20 protein-coding genes are annotated in these 18,114 nt (G+C 69.8%); 10 read left to right on the forward strand and 10 right to left on the reverse strand.

The genetic code is table 11. The features are described 5' to 3' along the window. Positions 1–3 precede the first annotated feature (3 nt). The 6 genes from ACWFRB_RS12920 to ACWFRB_RS12945 form a co-directional block, all read right to left on the reverse strand. Entirely contained in the window at positions 4–882 is an 879-nt protein-coding gene (locus ACWFRB_RS12920) for a citryl-CoA lyase (protein ID WP_452641463.1), read from the reverse strand. After that, positions 879–2,129 (reverse strand): CaiB/BaiF CoA transferase family protein, encoded by a 1,251-nt coding sequence (locus ACWFRB_RS12925; protein ID WP_452641465.1) that lies wholly within the window; start codon positions 2,127–2,129, stop codon positions 879–881. Before ACWFRB_RS12925 ends, ACWFRB_RS12920 begins: the two co-directional genes overlap by 4 nt. Further along, positions 2,126–2,902, reverse strand: coding sequence for an IclR family transcriptional regulator (locus ACWFRB_RS12930; RefSeq protein ID WP_452641467.1), 777 nt, complete (start codon positions 2,900–2,902; stop codon positions 2,126–2,128). The genes ACWFRB_RS12925 and ACWFRB_RS12930 overlap by 4 nt, the downstream gene beginning before the upstream one ends. A gap of 65 nt (positions 2,903–2,967) precedes the next feature. Next, a complete protein-coding gene (locus tag ACWFRB_RS12935) occupies positions 2,968–4,254 on the reverse strand; it encodes an RNA polymerase sigma factor (protein ID WP_452641544.1) in 1,287 nt (428 codons plus the stop codon). A 14-nt stretch (positions 4,255–4,268) separates the two neighbouring features. After that, complete coding sequence (locus ACWFRB_RS12940; protein ID WP_452641469.1) at positions 4,269–4,688, reverse strand: YciI family protein; 420 nt, start codon at positions 4,686–4,688, stop codon at positions 4,269–4,271. 129 nt (positions 4,689–4,817) lie between these two features. Continuing rightward, positions 4,818–6,275 (reverse strand): MFS transporter, encoded by a 1,458-nt coding sequence (locus ACWFRB_RS12945; RefSeq protein WP_452641470.1) that lies wholly within the window; start codon positions 6,273–6,275, stop codon positions 4,818–4,820. Between the two features lie 128 nt (positions 6,276–6,403). On the opposite strand from ACWFRB_RS12945, the gene ACWFRB_RS12950 reads away from it, so the two are divergent. Beyond that, positions 6,404–7,012 (forward strand): cupin domain-containing protein, encoded by a 609-nt coding sequence (locus tag ACWFRB_RS12950; RefSeq protein ID WP_452641472.1) that lies wholly within the window; start codon positions 6,404–6,406, stop codon positions 7,010–7,012. Positions 7,013–7,301: 289 nt separating this feature from the next. Beyond that, the gene (gene rsgA, locus ACWFRB_RS12955; protein ID WP_452641474.1) at positions 7,302–8,324 is read left to right on the forward strand and encodes a ribosome small subunit-dependent GTPase A; all 1,023 of its coding nucleotides are present in this window, start codon (positions 7,302–7,304) and stop codon (positions 8,322–8,324) included. A 58-nt stretch (positions 8,325–8,382) separates the two neighbouring features. Here rsgA and ACWFRB_RS12960 read toward each other — a convergent pair whose 3' ends face one another. The 3 genes from ACWFRB_RS12960 to ACWFRB_RS12970 form a co-directional block, all read right to left on the reverse strand. Next, the gene (locus tag ACWFRB_RS12960; protein ID WP_452641475.1) at positions 8,383–9,192 is read right to left on the reverse strand and encodes an alpha/beta fold hydrolase; all 810 of its coding nucleotides are present in this window, start codon (positions 9,190–9,192) and stop codon (positions 8,383–8,385) included. A gap of 382 nt (positions 9,193–9,574) precedes the next feature. Beyond that, positions 9,575–9,940: a VOC family protein gene (locus tag ACWFRB_RS12965; protein ID WP_452641477.1), complete on the reverse strand. Its 366-nt coding sequence runs from the start codon at positions 9,938–9,940 to the stop codon at positions 9,575–9,577. A 45-nt stretch (positions 9,941–9,985) separates the two neighbouring features. Then, a complete protein-coding gene (locus tag ACWFRB_RS12970) occupies positions 9,986–10,609 on the reverse strand; it encodes a TetR/AcrR family transcriptional regulator (RefSeq protein WP_452641478.1) in 624 nt (207 codons plus the stop codon). A 124-nt stretch (positions 10,610–10,733) separates the two neighbouring features. Between ACWFRB_RS12970 and ACWFRB_RS12975 the strand changes: the two genes are divergently transcribed. The 3 genes from ACWFRB_RS12975 to ACWFRB_RS12985 all read left to right on the forward strand — a co-directional run bounded on the left by ACWFRB_RS12975 (position 10,734) and on the right by ACWFRB_RS12985 (position 14,109). After that, positions 10,734–11,915 carry a phosphotransferase family protein gene (locus ACWFRB_RS12975; RefSeq protein WP_452641480.1) on the forward strand — a complete coding sequence of 394 codons (1,182 nt, stop codon included), beginning with the start codon at positions 10,734–10,736 and terminating at the stop codon, positions 11,913–11,915. After that, positions 11,912–13,075 carry a hypothetical protein gene (locus ACWFRB_RS12980; RefSeq protein WP_452641482.1) on the forward strand — a complete coding sequence of 388 codons (1,164 nt, stop codon included), beginning with the start codon at positions 11,912–11,914 and terminating at the stop codon, positions 13,073–13,075. The genes ACWFRB_RS12975 and ACWFRB_RS12980 overlap by 4 nt, the downstream gene beginning before the upstream one ends. Before the next feature lie 86 nt (positions 13,076–13,161). Continuing rightward, entirely contained in the window at positions 13,162–14,109 is a 948-nt protein-coding gene (locus ACWFRB_RS12985) for a tyrosine-protein phosphatase (RefSeq protein ID WP_452641484.1), read from the forward strand. Positions 14,110–14,184: 75 nt separating this feature from the next. Here the strand turns inward: ACWFRB_RS12985 and ACWFRB_RS12990 are convergent, their stop codons facing one another. Further along, the gene (locus tag ACWFRB_RS12990; protein WP_452641485.1) at positions 14,185–14,817 is read right to left on the reverse strand and encodes a TetR/AcrR family transcriptional regulator; all 633 of its coding nucleotides are present in this window, start codon (positions 14,815–14,817) and stop codon (positions 14,185–14,187) included. A 49-nt stretch (positions 14,818–14,866) separates the two neighbouring features. On the opposite strand from ACWFRB_RS12990, the gene ACWFRB_RS12995 reads away from it, so the two are divergent. From ACWFRB_RS12995 to ACWFRB_RS13015, 5 genes are all read left to right on the forward strand, one after another. Then, a complete protein-coding gene (locus ACWFRB_RS12995) occupies positions 14,867–16,297 on the forward strand; it encodes an amidase (protein WP_452641487.1) in 1,431 nt (476 codons plus the stop codon). A gap of 28 nt (positions 16,298–16,325) precedes the next feature. Further along, entirely contained in the window at positions 16,326–16,850 is a 525-nt protein-coding gene (locus tag ACWFRB_RS13000) for a hypothetical protein (RefSeq protein WP_452641488.1), read from the forward strand. 85 nt (positions 16,851–16,935) lie between these two features. Continuing rightward, positions 16,936–17,391, forward strand: a complete 456-nt coding sequence (locus ACWFRB_RS13005) for a group II truncated hemoglobin (protein ID WP_452641490.1) — start codon at positions 16,936–16,938, stop codon at positions 17,389–17,391. Positions 17,392–17,507: 116 nt separating this feature from the next. After that, a complete protein-coding gene (locus ACWFRB_RS13010) occupies positions 17,508–17,867 on the forward strand; it encodes a Rieske 2Fe-2S domain-containing protein (protein WP_452641491.1) in 360 nt (119 codons plus the stop codon). Between the two features lie 32 nt (positions 17,868–17,899). Continuing rightward, on the forward strand, positions 17,900–18,112 hold the full coding sequence (locus tag ACWFRB_RS13015) for a hypothetical protein (protein ID WP_452641492.1): 213 nt from the start codon (positions 17,900–17,902) through the stop codon (positions 18,110–18,112). Positions 18,113–18,114 lie beyond the last annotated feature (2 nt).

Here is an 18,114-nt window from a genome sequence, read left to right on the forward strand (position 1 = left end):
TCGTCATTCGCCCACCGGCACAGAGCGTTCGGCATCCGGGCCGCGATCAACGTCTCGTTGAGCAGGGCCGGTGTAGGCGGCGAGTAGTGGCGGCGGCATCGGCCCCTTGATCCGACGTCCTCCCTCGTACTCTTCCCAGGAGTGCGCCAGGATCCCGACCGACCGGGACAGGATGAACAGGCCGCGGGCGAGTTCCTGTGCGAATCCGAGCTCCGCGTAGATGACCGCGGTGGCGCCGTCGATGTTCATCGGCACGGGGCGGGCATGCCGTTGCGCGAGTTGACGTTCGATCTCCTCGGCGATGACGAGATGATTCCCGGGGACCGTGCCGAGGTCCACGTGACACCGCACCGCGTCGAGCAGGGGGTCGCGCCGGGGATCGCGTGGGTGGAAGCGGTGTCCGAAACCGGGCACGTAGCGGCGCTCGGAGGCGAGCGCGTCGAGGGAACGCCGCACGGCCTCCCCGAGGTCCGCACCGGCGAGGGTGGCTCGGCGGATGCCGTCGAGGACCTCCACGCATTGCTGCCCGGCGCCGCCGTGGTCGTCGCCGAGCAGGCCCACTCCCGTGGAGATGGCGCCGTGCAGGCCGACCCCGCAGGTCGCGGCCATGCGGGCCGCCGCGATCGACGGCGCCTGCGGACCATGGTCGACCGCAGACACCAGTGCCTTCTCGAGCAGCGACGCCTGCGCGCGCGTCGGTAGGTCACCCCGCACCATGAGCCAGATCATCTCGACGAATCCGACCCCGTCGATGAGCTGCTCGACGGGGAACCCACGCAGACGGATGACGCCCGGCTCGATGTCGCTGATCGCGGTCGACCACCAGTCGACGACGTCCCGGCTTCCTGTGCGGGACAGCGCGTCGTCGCGCGCGCTGCTCATATCGCGTGATCCTCACGGAGACGGTCGATCTCGGGCCGACCGTAGCCGATCTCGGCGAGGATCTCGTCGGTGTGCTCGCCCAATCTCGGCGCGGGCGACGACGGCGACACCGCATGTCCGTCGACATGTGTGGGAAGCCCGAGGACCCGCAGGGTGCCGCCACCGGCAGCAGGCGACTCGACGGTGGCGACCAGACCGCGACGGACGACCTGCTCCGAGCCCAGGGCCTGGGGTACCGACACCACCGGGGCCGCGGGGACACCGGCGCCAAGGAAGATCTCGTCCCATTCCGCGGCCGACTTCGCCTTGAGTGATGTTTCGAGCTCCTCGCGCAGCACGTCCCTGTTGAGTTTGCGGTCCTCCCGGGTGGCGAAGCGCGGATCGTCGACAAGCTCGAGGCGGTCGAGGACTCGGCACAGGATCTCGAACTGTTCCTGCTTGTTCGCCGCGATATTGAGGGCTCCGTCGGCGGTGCGGAAGGTGCCGGACGGCGCCGAGGTGATGTTCTCGTTCGCCATCGGTGTCGGTTCGCGGCCGGCGATGAGGTGATCGGAGACCACCCATCCCATCGAGGTGAGGGCGGCGTCGAGCATCGAGGTGTCCAGATAGGCACCCTGCCCGGTGCGCTGTTGGCGCACCAGGGCCGAGGACACGGCGAAGGCCGCGGCGAGCCCACCGAAACTGTCGCAGACCGGGTAGCCGACCCGCAGCGGCGCGGTATCGCGAGTGCCGGTGACCGACATGATCCCCGACAACCCCTGGACGACCTGGTCGTAAGCGGGCCTCGTCCGCATGGGTCCGTCGGCGCCGAATCCGGAGACGGCGCAGTACACGAGTCGGGGATTGATGGAACGTAGTCTGTCCCAACCGAATCCGAGTCGTTCGAGGACTCCGGGCCGGAAGTTCTCGAGCAGGACGTCGGCGCGCGCCACCAGCTTCTCGAACACTTCCCTGCCGCCCGCCGTCTTGAGGTTGACCGTGAGAGAACGTTTTCCGGAGTTCTGCGCCAGGAAGGACGTCCCCAGACGCTCACTGCTCAGCTCGGCGCTGTCGCCGAGCTGGCGGGCGAGATCACCGGTCCCGGGTGTCTCGATCTTGATGACGTCGGCGCCCATGAGCGCGAGTTGATAGCCGGCGAACGGGCCCGCGAGGACGTTCGTCATGTCCAGGACGCGGACGCCTGCGAGCAGCCCGACGTTCGCGTCCGAGCCCCTGCCCTCGATGTCGTGTTCGTGCTCTCCGTTCACAGGAATGCCTCCACACTTCCCAGACCGATGCTGCTGATCTCTGCCGCGGACTCGGTGACCGCGTCGACATAGCGCCCCACCCGATCGGCGGTGAATCGGGAGGTGGGACCACCGATGGACAGCGCCGCCAGCACGCGTCCGCCTGCAGCGAGGATGGGTGCCGCGACGGCCGATGCGCCGAGTTCGCGTTCGCCGTGGGTCACCGCATATCCGGCCTGACTGATGCCGAGCACTTCGCTGCGAAGCGAGTCGAGGTCGAGATCGGGGCGGCCCGCGGCGAGTTGGCGCAGCACCGACTCGGGCGCTCCCCCGAGGAGGATCTTCGCGGCAGCCCCGGTTTCGAGGGCGTACGGGACGCCGGTCCTCACCACGCTCCGCACGGTGGCGGTTCCCTCGACCTGCGCGATCGAGACCCGGCTGAGGTCCAGGCGGATGTACACGTTGACCGTCTCACCGCACGTGTCGACGAGACGGGTCATGACGCGCCGCGCGTCCGCACCGACTTCCCACAAGGTTCCCGCGAGATCGACCCAGCGCAGGAAACCCGCACCCAGGCTGTAGCTGGAGTCGCGTAGATCGACGATCAGTCCGAGAGCGTCAAGGGTGGCCAGTACCCGCACAGCGGTGGTCTTCGGCAGGCCTGTCAACGACACGATCTCGCGCAGCGTGCGGTGCGGATGATCGACGTCGAACAACTGGAGCACGTCGACTGCCCGGGCGATGCTGCGCACCCCGCCGTCCACCGTGCCCGCCGCCAGTCCCGCCTCGGCCATCACCTCACACTAGACCGCTAGCCGGTTCTGCGAAACCGTTCTGCGGTTCCCGGACATCTCATCCGTTAGTTCAGATCGACGAGCTTGCGTGCCAACACCGCGCGCTCGCGCTCATTGCCACACAACCGAACTGCGAGTTCCAGCTCGGTGCGCGCCTCCTCGGTGCGACCCAGTCTGGTGAGCAGCTCGCCTCGAACGGTCGGCAGCAGGTGCGAGGTCGACAGCACCCCTGCCGCCGCCAACTCGTTCACGATCGGCAGCGCCGCGGCGGGACCCTTGGCCATCGAGACCGCCACCGCGCGATTGAGCTCGACCACCGGCGACGGCGCGAGCCTGCCCAGCGCCTCGTAGACGAGGACGATCCGCTCCCAGTCCGTCGCGTCGACAGACGGTGCGACGGCGTGACATTCGGCGATCGCCGCCTGCAGGCCGTAGGCACCGAGGCCCCGGCCGGCCCGCTCGGCACGGGCAAGGGCGGCGCGCCCCCGGCGGATCGCCGCGTGGTCCCAGCGGCGGCGATCCTGATGTTCGAGCAGCACCGGCTCGCCGTCCGGCCCGGTACGGGCGGGGAAGCGCGCCGCGGTCAGCTCGAGCAGCGCCAGTAGTCCGTGCGCCTCCGGTTCGTTCGGCACCAGCCGGGTCAGCACCCGCGCGAGGCGCCGGGCCTCGCTCGCGAGATCGAGCCGGATCAGGTCGCCACCGGCGCTGGCCGAGGAGCCCTCGGTGAAGATCAGGTAGATCACGCTGAGCACCGAGCCGAGCCGCTCCGCGCGCTCCGGCGCAGGCGGCACCTCGAACGGCACCCGGGCCGCGCCGAGGGTCTTCTTCGCCCTGGTGATCCGAGCCTGCACGGTCGCGGTCGGCACGATGAACGCCCTGGCGATCTCGTCACTGGTCAGGCCGCCGACCACCCGCAGGGTCAGCGCCACCCTCGCCTCCCGCGACAGCACGGGGTGGCAGGAGATGAACATCAACGCGAGCACGTCGTCGTCGATCCGGTCCGGATCCCACAGCACGTCCTCGGCGACCAGGGCCGGTTCGGCGGGGGCGCCGCCCGCGACGACGCCGCCCTCGACCAGGTCGTTGGCGAGGGCGGCGTACCTCTCGTCGAGGGCGGAGCGCCGACGAAAGGCGTCGATGGCACGGCGACGGCCGACGGTGAGCAGCCACCCCGCGGGGTTGCGCGGCACGCCATCGCGGGGCCAGTTCACCAGCGCCTCGGCGAGCGCCTCCTGGGCGAGGTCCTCGGCCAGCGCGAAGTCGCCGGTGTACCGCGCGAGCGCGCCGACGATCCGCGCCGACTCGATCCGCCAGACCGCGGCGACGGCCTCACGGCCGGTGGGATCGGCCATCGCCTGTCGGCCGCTCAGAGCTGGCCGGTGGCCTCGCGCCACGCCCGCTCCTTCTGGATCCACTCGTTGTCCTGCGGGAACTCGTCGATGGACGGGACCCGACGGATCTCGGTCTTGAAGCCCGGTCCCGCCGACGGGACCCGCTTGGCCCACTCGATCGCCTCCTCCTTCGATGCCACGTCGAGAAGGTAGAAGCCGCCGAACAGCTCCTTGGTCTCGCCATACGGGCCATCGGTGACCACCGGCGGCTCGGAGGAGTAGTCGACGACCACACCATCGGCGGCGTCGTCGAGCCCCTCCGCGGCGACCAGCACGCCGGCCCGGATCAGCTCGTCGTTGAACCGGCCGACGGTCTCGAGCATCTCGGTCATGTCGGCGTTCGCCATCCCCGCGTAGGCCTCGTCCGTCGCGCGCATGATCAGCATGAACTTCATCGTTGTCTCCCTCGGTGGTCCGGGTCCCTCTCGGACCCTCTCATCCATAGGTCGAACGGGAAAGGTCGCGGATCGACACGGTCACGAACTTTCTTCGGGCGATCCGAAGTTCGGGCGGCGCGGGGTCGGTCAACTCGGCTTCCCGGCCGTCGGCGACACCCGGGCGACGAGGAGCACCAGCAGTCCGCAGCAGGCGACGAGCATCCAGCCGGGGCGGGAGGCGTGCGCGAGGTCGGCGGGGGCGGTGGCGGCGATGACGCCGCCCGCAAGGGCAACGCCGACGGCGGCGCCGAGTTGACGCGCGGTGGAGGTCAGCCCGCCCGCAACCCCCGAACGGTCGGCTGGCAGGCCGTTCACCGCGGTGTTGGTGATCGGGGCGTTCGAGAAGCCGAAGCCGACCCCGAGCAGCAGGTAGGCCAGCAGCAACACCAGGAGGCTGGTGTCGTCGTCCAGTGCCACCAGGCACAGGCCGCCGAGGGTGGTGAAGGTCCCCGCGATCAGCAGGGGCCGCCGCGGGCCGACACGTCCGACGAGGATCCCGGAGAGCGGCGCGCAGACCGTGGCGCCGAGGGCCATCGGGAGGGTGACGGCGCCGGCGGCGAGGGCGCTCATTCCTCGCCCGTCTTGGAGGTAAAGCGTGCCGAGCAGCAACGTGGCGTTCAGTGCCACGAACACTACGACGGCGCCGACCACGGCCCCGGTGAACGACTTTCGCCGGAACAGCCGAAGATCCATGAGGGGTTCGCGTCGCCGGGACTCGGCCCACACGAAACCGGCCGTGGCGGCGGCGACCACCGCGTATCCGATCAGCGCGACGGGGGAAACCCATCCGATTCTCGGGCCCTCGATGAGCATCGCCACCGCGCCACCGACCATGACGATGAGGAGCAGCTGACCGGGCACGTCGAGCCTTCTCGGCCGTTGGCCTCTCGATTCCGGGACGAACAATGCGGTCAACAGCAGGACGGCAACGACCACCGGCACGTTGATCCAGAACACCGATCGCCAGCCGAGGCTCTCGACGAGCGCGCCACCGGTCACGGGCCCCGCGGCCATGCTGACGCCGAAGACCGCGGCCCACACGCCGATTGCCCGGGCCCGCTCCTTGGGATCGGTGATCACGTTGACCACGATCGCCAACGCGACCGGGCTGAGCATCGACCCGCCGACGCCCTGCACCACTCTGGCGCCGATCAGGAGACCGACGGACGGCGCCAGCGCGCACGCGGCGGACGCGACACCGAACACGATCAGCCCGAGCTGGAAGACCCGTCGCCGCCCGACCCGATCGGCCACCGCGCCTGAGGAGATCAGCAGGCTCGCCAGGACCAGCGTGTAGGCGTTGACCGTCCACTCGAGGCCGGAAGTGCCGACGTTCAGGTCCTGCCCGATCGCAGGCAGGGCCACGTTGACCATGGTCGTGTCCAGTCCGACCACGAACAGGCTCAGGCAGCAGATGGCGAGCACGACCCAGCCCCTCCTGCCGCTGCTGCCCCCGGGATCGACCGGCCCCGTCGGGAGCCCCTGACGCGGCTGCGATGGCGGATTCGGCGGCGGCGTGGTGCTGATTCCTGGCTGAGGTCGCACGATCGATTTCCTCCGGTCGGTTCGTCCGGACCGCGCGCGGATCCCCCGCTGCGCCGATCCCCATTCGTCGGGGGGATCGTCGCAGTCGATCCCGCGTACCCGGTAGAAAATTTGCGAAGACTGCAAAGATGAGCGGCATGGACACCGAGCTCGAGCAGATGCTCGCCGACGTCGGACCGCGACTGCGCTCGCTCCGCCGCGATCGCGGCATGACCCTCGAGTCGCTCTCCGCAGCGACCGGCATCTCCGTCAGTGCGCTGTCGCGGCTCGAATCGGGCAAGCGACGCCCGACCCTGGATCTTCTTGTGCCCCTTGGTCGGGTGCATCGGGTGGCGCTCGACCAGCTCGTCGGAGCCCCGGCCACCGGCGATCCGCGCGTCCACCTCACACCGCGGCGACGCCGCAACGGCAGCGTCGTCATATCGCTGACCGACTACCCGGGCCGGGTTCAGGTCTTCAAGCAGGTGATCGGGCCGTGCACGCCCAAGCTGGTGACCCACGCCGGGTACGAGTGGCTTTACGTCCTCGCGGGTGACCTGCGCCTGATCCTCGGCGAGCGCGAGGTGCTGTTGCGCCCCGGGGAGGTGGCCGAGTTCGACACCGGCGAGCCGCACTGGTTCGGCCCGCTGGGCGATCAGCCGGTCGAGATCCTCCACCTGTTCGGCCCGCAGGGCGAGCGGGCCCACGTGCGCGCACGGCCGAAAGAGCCTGCGGCCCATCACGACGAGGACCGCTGAGGACCTACCCGTCCGCCCTTCGCTACGCTCCCGGCCCGCGACGCTGACGAGCTCGACGCCCTCGCCGGACAGGCGAGCGAACCGCAGGACCGGAAAATCGGTTGCGGCAGAACTGCCTCGTGCTGCACCATCGGTTGGTCCGATCCGACAGTCGACTCCAGGGAGGGGAACCGCATGGCCGCCTGGCCGTTCGGCGCCGCGTGCGCCGTCTCGCTCCCCTGCCCTCTCGCCTGACCGGCGCCTCACGTGACGTGACCCGGTCGGCGCCCCCCGTCGAAGGATCACACCCATGTTCACTCCCCATCACCTCGTCCGCTTCGGCTGGAACGAGTCGGTCTCCCATGCCTTCAGCACCCTCGAACTCGACCTCTGCGAACCCGGTCGCGTCGTCCGCGTCGACCGCGGCGAATGCGACGTCGTCACCGAATCCGGACAGGTCCGTGCGCGCACCGGCGCCCAGTCGGTCTGCACCGGCGACTGGGTCACCGTCGGCGGCTCGGCCGTCGTGGACGTCCTGCCCAGACTCAGCGCCATCGTGCGCGCCTCGGCGTCGATCCGCTCCGAGAGTCAGGTGCTCGCCGCCAATGTGGACACCGTCGTCATCGCGGCCGCGCTCGACACCGACGTAGACCTCGGCCGTATCGAGCGCTTTCTCGCCCTCGCCTGGGAGAGCGGGGCGACTCCCGTGGTCGCATTGACGAAATCCGATGCGGCCCTGGATGTCTCCCACACCATCGCCGATGTCGCGGCGACCGCGCCGGGCGCCACGGTGCTCGCGGTCAGCGCCAGGACCGGCGACGGTCTCGACGTTCTGATCGCGGCTGTCGACGGCACCGTCGCGCTCGTGGGGCAGTCCGGCGCGGGCAAGTCGACGTTGGCAAACGCGCTGCTCGGTGCGGACCTGTTCGCGACCGGTGAGGTCCGGCACGGTGACCACAAGGGCCGCCACGTGACCGCGCATCGCGAGCTGGTGCCACTGCCGGGCGGCGGCGCCCTCATCGACACACCCGGGCTGCGCGGTGTCGGGCTGTGGGACGCGGCCGACGGAATCGGCCGGGCGTTCAGCGAGATCGACGCCCTCGCCGAGCAGTGCAGGTTCGGCGACTGCAACCACACCGCCGAACCGGGCTGCGCGGTACGCGGGGCGGTCGAGCGCGATGAGCTGCCGCAGCGCCGGCTCGACAGCTACCGCAAGCTACAACGCGAGAACGAGTGGATGGCCGCGCGCACCGACGCACGCCTGCAGGCCGAGCGGACACGCCAGGTCAAGGTGCAGTCGCGCTGGCTCAAGGAGCACTACCGCAACCGGTAGTCGGCGCGACCACGGGCAGTCGAGCGGGTGGCGGGCGCCCGTTCGACTGCCTGGCCGTCTAGGTTGCGTCGGCAGCTGCGACGATCGTGTCGGCCACGACCCGTGGCTGGGAGACCAGCGCGACGTGCGAGGCCTGGACCTCGCTGGTGTGTGCGCCGATCCGGTTGGCCATGAATCGCTGCGCGGCCGGCGGGATGACCGTGTCGCCCGCGGAGACCAGGTACCAGCTCGGTGTGGCCGACCACGAGGTCGGGCCGGACGGTTCGAGGTTGGCCCACAGCGCGATCGAGCGCTGGTGTGCCAGCATGGTCGCGGCCGTCGCGTCACTGACGTCGGGTGCGAAGACGCGATGGAAGGCGTCGTCGGCGATGTAGCCGTCGAGGTTCTTCCCACCGATCGCCTGGGCGTCGTCGACGAGCTTCACCTGCAGCGCAGGCGGAAGCAGTTGGCTGCCGGGGAACCGGATCGGGTCGAGGTACAGCTGCACCGGCTCGCCCTGCGCCGGTGCGAAGGCCGCGGTATAGACCAGGGCCTTCACGTTCGGGTTCTGGACGTTGGTGATGACCGCGCCGCCGTACGAATGACCGACGAGGACGACCGGGCCGGAGATCCCGGCCAGTGTCTTCTCGATCGCGGCGGAGTCGTAGCCGGGTCCGCGCAGCGGATTGTCGGGCACGACGACGGTGTAGCCGCGCCCACGCAGGTCGGCCGCGACGCCGTCCCAACTGGTGGTGTCAGCGAAGGCGCCGTGCACCAGCACGATCGTCGGACGCGGCGCGGCGGACGCCGGCACCACACCTGCCACGAACGTGGTGACGAGCAGTGTCAGCACCAGCAGAACGGACCGGGCGAATCGGGTGAATCTCATCGTGCCCCCTTCGACGAAGGTTCCTGCGCTCGCACGAGTCGGGAGATCACGAGAGTCGTGGTGTCGCACCGTCGTTGGAGGTTGCGAAACTCCCTCGGCGCCGAGCTTTTTCGACGGCGTTACGGTGAGGCCGGTGGCCGCGCAGGCGTTGCTGTTCAGGATGTCGACGCCGCCGAGCCAGCGACCGGGGCGCACTTTCCCGCGAGGTACAGATCCATTCTTCACCATCCCGCCGAGTGAATCCGGGTTTCCGTGCAGCGGGCCGATCCGAATGCTGGCCCTGTCGCGCACGCCTTCTGAAGGAGCGCACCCGCGTCGCAGCGCCAGAAGGGGTGCGACCGTGTCAGCGGGAGTGCACCCGACGGTGCCGGGGCGCGCGACCCTAGGTCGAGGACCAGACCCCGAGCTCGTTACCGCTCGGGTCGGTGAAGTGGAAGCGGCGCCCGCCCGGGAAATCGTAGGGGCCGTTGACGACCGTGCCGCCTGCTGCGCGCACGGCCTCGACCGACGCATCGAGGTCGACCGAGAACAGCAGCACCAGCGGCCCGCCTGCGGGCCTGCGTTCAGACACCTGCAGCAGTCCCCCGACCTCCTCGCCGTCCGACCCGACGATGCCCGCGTACCGCGGGCCGTACGCGTTGAACTCCCAGCCGAATGCCTTGCGGTAGAAGTCCTCTGCCTCATCGAGGCTCGTGACCGACAACTCCACGTAATTCAGCCGATGATGTTCCGCGCCGGAGGGTGACATACCTCGACCCTAGCCGCGACCACCTCACCCCGGCGGGATCCGCGCCTACTGCCCCGGGGGAAGGATGCCGCGCAGGACGATGTCGGCCAGCGAGTCGGCAAACGGCCCTGGATCGTCGACATCGCGGACGGACAGCGCGAAGATGGCCGCGCCGGCCATGATGTCGAGGAGGGTGTCCGCGTCTACCCCGTCGCGGATCTCGCCCCGCTCCCTCGCCGCCTCGAGTCGTCGCTTCAACTCCACCCGGACCCCGGCAAGCTGTCGCACCACCAGGACCTCACGCAACTCCCCGTTGGTCCGCACCTCGCTCATCAGTCCGGGGGCCGCGGCCCGGGTGGCAGGGGATGCGAAGAGGGCGACCGCCCCCTGGACCAGCGCGCGGACCTGGTCTGCGATCGTGACCTCGGCTCCGAGCTCGGCGCCGAGGTCAGCGCCCTCCTCAGCATCCAGCACCGGATAGATCGCCTCGTTGACGATGTGTGCCTTCGACGGCCAACGCCGGTAGATCGCCGGTCGCCCGACACCCGCGAGGGTGGCGATGGCGTCGATCGAGGTCCCCGCGTACCCCTTCTCCACCAGCAGCTGCCTGGTGGCTTCGAGCACCGCCGCGTCGATCGCCGGATTTCGTTGTGGTCCGAGCCGGTGCTTGACCTCGGGTTCCCTCGGCATTTTCTACAAACCCCTTGCGTCCTCGTGTGATGGCCGTTACATTCTGTCACGACTTTAGTCGATACAAAGTGTATCGACTATCGCCACGTGCGCATCGGCGCCACCCGAACCACGAGGAGTGGTGATGACCTCTGAAACTGTCGGCGTAGATCCCGATTACGCCGAACTCGCCCGCCCCGGCGAATCCCGCAACGACCCGGCTGTGATGCGGGCGAGCCTCGAGCGCTGGCTCGCGACCGTGCTCGAGCCCGGCTCGGAACCCGCAGTGACCGCAGTCGAGATCCCGGCCGCGAACGGCATGTCCAACGAGACAGTGCTGTTCGACGCGACGTGGACCGAGGACGGGCGTCGGTCCGAGCACCGCCTGGTCGCCCGGATCGCCCCGCCCGCAAGCGCGGCACCCCTCTTCCCGTCCTACGACCTGGACAAGCAGTTCCAGGTCATGCGCGCCGTGGCCGCCCACACCTCGGTGCCGATCCCCAGGGTGTACTGGTCCGAGAGCGCACCCGATGCGCTCGGTGGCGAGTTCTTCGTGATGGAGCGGCTCGACGGGGAGGTCCCGCCCGACGTCATGCCCTACACGTTCGGATCCTGGCTGTCCGAGGCCTCCGCCGAGGAGCGGGCCCGGCTCCAGCAGGCCTCGGTCCGGGTGCTCGCCGAGCTGCACGCCATGGCCGATCCGCACCTGACCTGCCCGAACCTGGTCGCCGCAGGCACCGAACAGACCGGTGCGGCCGCACTGCGCGCGCACGTCGAGGGGCAACGGCGTTACTACGAGTGGGCCACCGCCGACGGTCCCCGGTCCCCGCTGATCGAACGGGGACTCGACTGGATCGAGTCGAACCTGCCCACCGAGGCCGGGCCCGCGGTGCTGTGCTGGGGCGATTCCCGGATCGGCAACATGATGTTCCGGGACTTCGAGCCGACGGCGGTGCTCGACTGGGAGATGGCCACGGTCGGGCCGCGCGAACTCGACCTCAGCTGGATGATCTTCCTGCACAGGTTCTTCGAGGACCTCGCAGGCATGGCGGGTCTGCCCGGCATGCCCGACTTCCTGCGCCGCGAGGACGTGGCCGCGACCTACATGGAGATGACCGGACATCGAGCGGCGGACCTGGACTTCTACACCCTCTACGCCGCGCTGCGACACGCCGTGATCATGTTCCGCGTGCAGAGCCGCGCCGTCGCGTTCGGCCAGGCCGAGCTGCCGGCGAACCCGGACGAGATGATCCTGCACCGAGCGACGCTCGAGGCCATGCTCGACGGCACGTACTGGGCCTCGGTCGCGCAGGGAGGCACCGAGTGACGCTCTCCCCGCTCGACGACTACCCGGTGCACCAGATCGCCGAGACGATCAGGCACGTCGGCACCTCCGATCGCAACTTCTACGACCGCTACTACTTCAACTGCCACGCCGGCGTCGACGGCGACAGCGAGCCGCTGTTCCTCATCATCGGACTCGGCCAGTACCCCAATCTCGGTGTGTGCGATGGCTTTGCGGTGTTGCGGCGCGGCGACGACCACATCGTCTTCCGGGCGTCCCGCGCGCTCGGCGACGACCGCATGGACCTGTCCGTGGGTCCGTTGCGGATCGAGATCCTCGAGGGCCTGCACCGCCTGCGCGTGGTGCTGGACCCGAGCCCCGAGGCGCCCGACCTGAGCTTCGATCTCGTCTTCGAGTCCGACGGGCCCGCCAACCTCGAGGCCCGGCACTTCCACCGCCAGCTCGAACGGGTCACGTTCGACACCCAGCGGTTCGTGCAGACCGGCACCTGGTCGGGTTCCCTCACCGTCGACGGCGAGGTCATGCCCGTCACCCCGGACACCTGGCGCGGCAACCGTGACCGTTCGTGGGGCGTCCGCCCGGTCGGCGAGGCGGAACCGCCTGGGCGCAAGGCGGATCCGGCGCTCGCCGGGAGCCAGAACTTCTTCTGGATCTACGCGATCATGCAGTTCGGCGACTACTCCATCGTCTCGGTAATCCAGGAGGACCAGCAGGGTCGCCGCATCGTCGAGGACGCGACGCGGGTCTGGTCGGACCGCACCAGGGAACCGGAGTGGCTGGGCCGACCCGACCACGAGCTGACCTTCGTTCCCGGCACCAGGGAGGTCGCCACCGGAACCCTGCACTTCCGACGCCCCGGCGCACCCGGCGAGCCGGACCGGATCCTCTCGGTCACCTGCGAACCGGTCCTGCCGCACTATCTGGGCGTCGGCACCGGCTATGGCCTCGAGCAGGACTGGCGCCACGGGATGTGGCAGGGCGAGCTGGTGGTCCAGGGACTGCGGGAAAAGGTCTCGGAGATCGAGCCCTGGAAGAAGATGCTGTGCCCGGTGGACAACCTCGCCCGGTTCACAGTCTCAGAGGACGGCGGGACCCGCACCGGGGCCGGCCTCTTCGAGGTGGCGGTGATCGGTCCCCACCAGCGCTACGGGTTCACCGGGATCGGTGACGTCGCCCCCTGACCGGCCCGGCCCTCGCCGGGTGCGTCCGCCGTCCGTCAATCCCTTCGGTCGGTCCGTTCCACTCAGATAGAGAGAGGCTCCATCACATGTCCACACGCTCCCGAACGCTCTCCACCCGAACCGCGCGGGCCGCCGCCTTACTGGTCGCAGGCGGCCTGCTGTTCACCGCTCCCGCCACCGCGGGCGCCTTCGATCTGAGCTCGATCGACACCGGTTCGCTCGGCGGGTTGCTCGACCCGGGCTCGAGCAACCCGGTCCTCGCCCCGACGCCGAAGCTGGCGTCCGTGGCCAACTTCCGCGACGTGGCGGGCAACGACGGCGCCGGTTACGCCACCGCCGACGGCAAGCACCTCAAGCGTGGCGTCATCTACCGCTCCAACGCGCTCACCAAGACCAGCGACGCCGACAAGGCGACCCTCACCACCCTCGGCCTGGCCGACGTCTACGACCTGCGTGGCGCGGCCGAGATCGCCAACCCGCTGGTCGGCGGCCAGGACAAGCTCCCCGACGGCGTGGCATACAAGAGCATCCCGATCGAGTTCGCGGACCTGGTCCAGCTCGCCCAGACCATCCAGTCGCCCGAACAGGGCCGCCAGTTCATGGTCGACACCAACCGCAGCTTCGTCACCGACCCCGCGCGCCGGGCCGGCTTCGCACAGGTGCTGACGGACATCGCCACCGGTGACGGCGCACAGCTCTTCCACTGCACCTCGGGCAAGGACCGCACCGGCTGGACCGCCATGCTGCTGCAGTCGATCGCCGGGGTCCCCGCCGCCACCGTCATGGACGACTACCTGCTGAGCAACACCTACCTCGCGGAGACCAACCAGAAGACCCTGGCGCAGATCACCGCGGCCATGGGCGCGCAGGCCGCCGCCAACCTGACCCCGGTCCTCGGTGTCGACCAGAGCTTCCTGGAGGCCGGCCTCGCGCAGATCACCGCCGACTACGGCAGCGTGAGCAGCTACCTCACCCAGGGTCTCGGACTGAGCCAGGACACCATCGCCGCGTTGAAGGCGAAGCTGGTCGGCTAGTCCTTCCGACGACACCGGGCGCCGCACGGGTATCCGGTGTCGCGGGCTCGAGGCCCGGTGCTGACCGTCACGCGGTCAGTGCCGGGCCTGCGCGCCAGCGGCGACGGCGACACCGTCGAGGATCAGTCCCACCCCCGCGGCGAAGCGGCGGTCGTAATCGTGGTGATCGGCGTAGACCGAGGCCGCCCGGCGCTCGGCGGGAACGGTGCCGAAGTCCCCGCGGCTGAGCCGGATGGCGACATGCCCGGTCACGAAGTCGTGCAGCGTGGCGTAGGCATACGTGGCCCGCTCGTCTCCCAACCCGGCCTCGCGGAAGGCGCGGACCACGCGATGCGAGGTGTCGTCGGCGCCCGGCGCCTCCAGCGCGGCCTGCCGGTGCGCCTCGAGGACGAGCGGGTGCCGCATGAGCAGGTCGTGCAGGGTGTCGGCGAAGGTCCGCGCGACCGCGCGCCACTGCTCGGGCCACTCGATGGCCGCGACGGCCTCGCCCACCAGGGTGGACACCAGGTCCCGGCGCAGCGCGTCGATGCCGCCGGTGGTGCGATGCACGGCCATCGGCGAGGTCCCCAACCGGTCCGCGAGCACCCGGAACGACACGGCGTCGAGCCCCTCGTCATCGGCGATCTGGGTCGCGGCCTCGAGAATTTGTCTGTGGCTCACTGCTTTTCGGCGTCCCGCCCTTGCGGTGTCCCCGGATTCGGCTACCATGCATCCCACCATATCGATACGCGTAACGAAATGACAAAGGGTGGCCGTCGTGACAGATCTGCACCAGCTCTCCGCCGTCGATCTCGCCGAGGCGATCGCCCGTCGACAGCTCTCCGTTCCCGAGGTGACGCGCCACTTCCTCGACCGGGCGACCACGCAGGATGACGTCGGCGCCTTCACCACGGTGGCGACCGAACACGCACTCGAGCTCGCCGATCGCGCGCAGGCCCGGCTCGATGCAGGCGAGGAGGGCCTGCCCCGGCTCTTCGGCGTCCCCACCGCGATCAAGGACCTCGAAACCACTCGCGGGATCCGAACAACGTTCGGCTCGGCCATCTTCCGCGATTTCGTCCCCGAGGTGGACGACGAGATCGTCGAGGCGATCCGCGACGGCGGGCTCGTCGACATCGGCAAGACCACCGTCCCGGAGTTCGGCGCCGCCTGCTACACCGAACCGGACGTGGCCCCGCCCTCACGCAGCCCGTTCGACCCCGCGCGGAGCGCCGCCGGGAGCAGCGGCGGCGCCGCGGCCGCCGTCGGCGCGGGCCTCGTCCCGATCGCACAGGGCAGCGACACCGCGGGCTCGCTCCGGTCACCGGCGAGTACGTGCGGCGTGGTCGGACTGAAGCCGAGCCGGGGACTGCTCACCATGGGGTACGCCGGGCACGACGGTTTCGGCTTCGCCAGCAAGGGCCCGATCGCCAGGACGGTGCGCGATGCCGCCGCGCTGCTCGACGTGCTCGCGACCCGCCCCGGTGCCGGGACCGTGCACCCTCCGCGGCCGGACTCCTTCGAGGACGCCGTCGTACGCGGCGCCGACGGATCGTCGCGGAGGCTGACCGTCGCGTTGGCCCAGGGGTCGGTGTCGCGAGGCCCCGTGGACCCGCTGGTGTCGGCCGCCGTCGCGCGGGTTGGCGCCGACCTCGAGTCGCTGGGGCACACCGTGATCGAGCGTCCGCAGACCGTCGACACGGCGTTCTCGGACGCGTTCATCACGATGTTCTCGTCCCTGGCGGGCACCAAGCCCATCCCGGAGGAGTACGAGCACCTGCTGCGGCCCATCGTGCGACACCTGCGGATTCGGGCGCGGGAGACGTCGTCGGGCGACCTCGCGGCCGCGGTGGGGCTGGTGCAGGCGTGGTCGCGTCGCTGGAGCCTCGACCACGAGGACGTGGACCTGGTGATCACGCCGACCGTCACCCGGCCGCCCGTCGCCCTCGGCGAGCTGCGCAACGACGCCGACCCGGCCACCGAGCTCGCGGACATGGTGGCCTTCACCGGCAACACCATCGTCGCGAATGCGACGGGCTTCCCATCCGTCAGCCTGCCGCTGGGCTGGACCGACGAGGGGGTCCCGCTCGGCGTGATGATCTCGGCGAAGTGGGGCGCCGACGCGGACCTGCTGGCCGCAGCGGCGATGTTGGAGGCGGCCATGCCATGGCACGACCGCTACCGTTTGGACAGGAGCTCGGTCTCATAGTCCGCCGCCAGCCCGGGAGGCCCCAGTCATGGACCCGATCGACCTCGACAGCCTCTTCGAGCCATGGAACCAGGCCCTGGGCAAGGACCGCACCGCCTACCGCAATCACGTCGAACGCGTGCTGCGCCTGTGCGCGACGCTCGCGGGCGGCGAGCTGCCCGATCCGGTCGCGTTCCGGGTGGCGGCGGTCTATCACGACCTCGGCATCTGGAGCGACGGAACCTTCGACTACCTGGACCCCTCGACGACGCGCGCTGTCGGGTGGCTGCGCGAACACGACCACGCCGACAAGAAGGATCTGGTCACCGCGCTGATTCAGCAGCATCACAAGGTGACCGCGGCCGGGGCCGCGCGGGACGCCGTGGAGATCTTCCGCCGCGCCGACTGGATCGACGTCTCGCTGGGCCTGCGCAATTTCGGCCTGCCGCGCGGGCACTACCGCGCACTGCGGCAGGAGTTCCCGGATGCCGGCTTCCATCGCCGATTGCTCGAGCTGGGCGGCAGGCGAGCACTCACCAGACCCTGGAGTCCGCTGCCCATGTTTCGCTGGTGAGGGGGCGGAGGCCCCATCCCCCGGCGGAACCTCGGTAATTCTGTAATCATGTAATCACCGGTCTCGTCCCTCACCGAGGAGTGCCATGACAGCGGACAGGAACACCACCGAATCCCTATTCGAGCATGTCGGCGGCCGGGAAGGACTGCATCGCCTCGTCGCAACCTGGTACCCGCGGGTCCTCGCCGATCCGCTCCTGCACCCGCTGTTCGGCGCGGGCAGCCCCAGCCACATCGACCACCTGACGGATTTCCTCGCCGAGGTGTTCGGCGGTCCCACCACCTACACCGACCAGTTGGGCGGATTCCCCGCGCTGCTCGAGGCGCACCGCGGCAAGCAGATCAGTGAGGAACAACGACAACGATTCGTCGACCTGTTCCTCACCGCCGCCGACGACGCGGGGCTGCCCTCCGACACGACATTCCGCACCGCGTTGCTCGACTACCTCCGCTTCGGCACCGAAGTGGCCGTGCAGAACTCGCATGCGACAGACGACGTCGAACTGCACCCCTGCCAGGAGGTGCCGCGCTGGGACTGGTGAGCCGTCGTCGGCTCGACGCCGGCCCACGCGCGTTCCCGCCCAGCGGATCGACCCGGTTGACGCCGCGTCTTCGGATTGACACGGTTGCGCGTCCGAGAAGAACGAAGGGACGCACCGTGACCGCTGTCGAGACCGGATGGCACTGCCTCGGACCGGCCGAGGACTATCGCGACGGCAGGCCGCACGCCATCGAGGCATTCGGCACCAAGCTCGTCGCCTTCGCCGACCGCCGGGGCGAGATCAGGGTCCTGGACGCCCGCTGCCCGCACATGGGTGGCGACCTCAGCCACGGCTCCGTCGTGGGCGACACGATCGACTGCCCGATCCACCGCTGGCGCTGGAACGGCGCCGGCGAAGCCGCGGGCGGGTCCCCGCACCCGACGCCCACCCGCGCCTGGGCGACCCTCGAGCGGGACCAATTGCTGTTCGTGTGGCACGACCCGGACGGCGAACCCCACCCCATCAACAAAGGTTGACAGCTCATGCCTATCAACCTAAGTTGATGGGCATGAGCCAGAGTCCCGATCAGGCGTTCGCGTCCGTGGTCGCCCTTCGGCGACGGGCCGATCAGCTCGAGATCGAAGCCGTCGAACAGGCGCTCGAGGCGGGCTGGACCTGGGCCCAGATCGGGCTGGCGCTCGGCATTTCCGGCCAGGCCGCGCACAAGCGACTGGGCCCCCCACGCGCTCGGCGACTCAACCGCCACGCAGACAAGGAGTAGTC

It is taken from the genome of Rhodococcus sp. NPDC055112, from assembly GCF_053607505.1.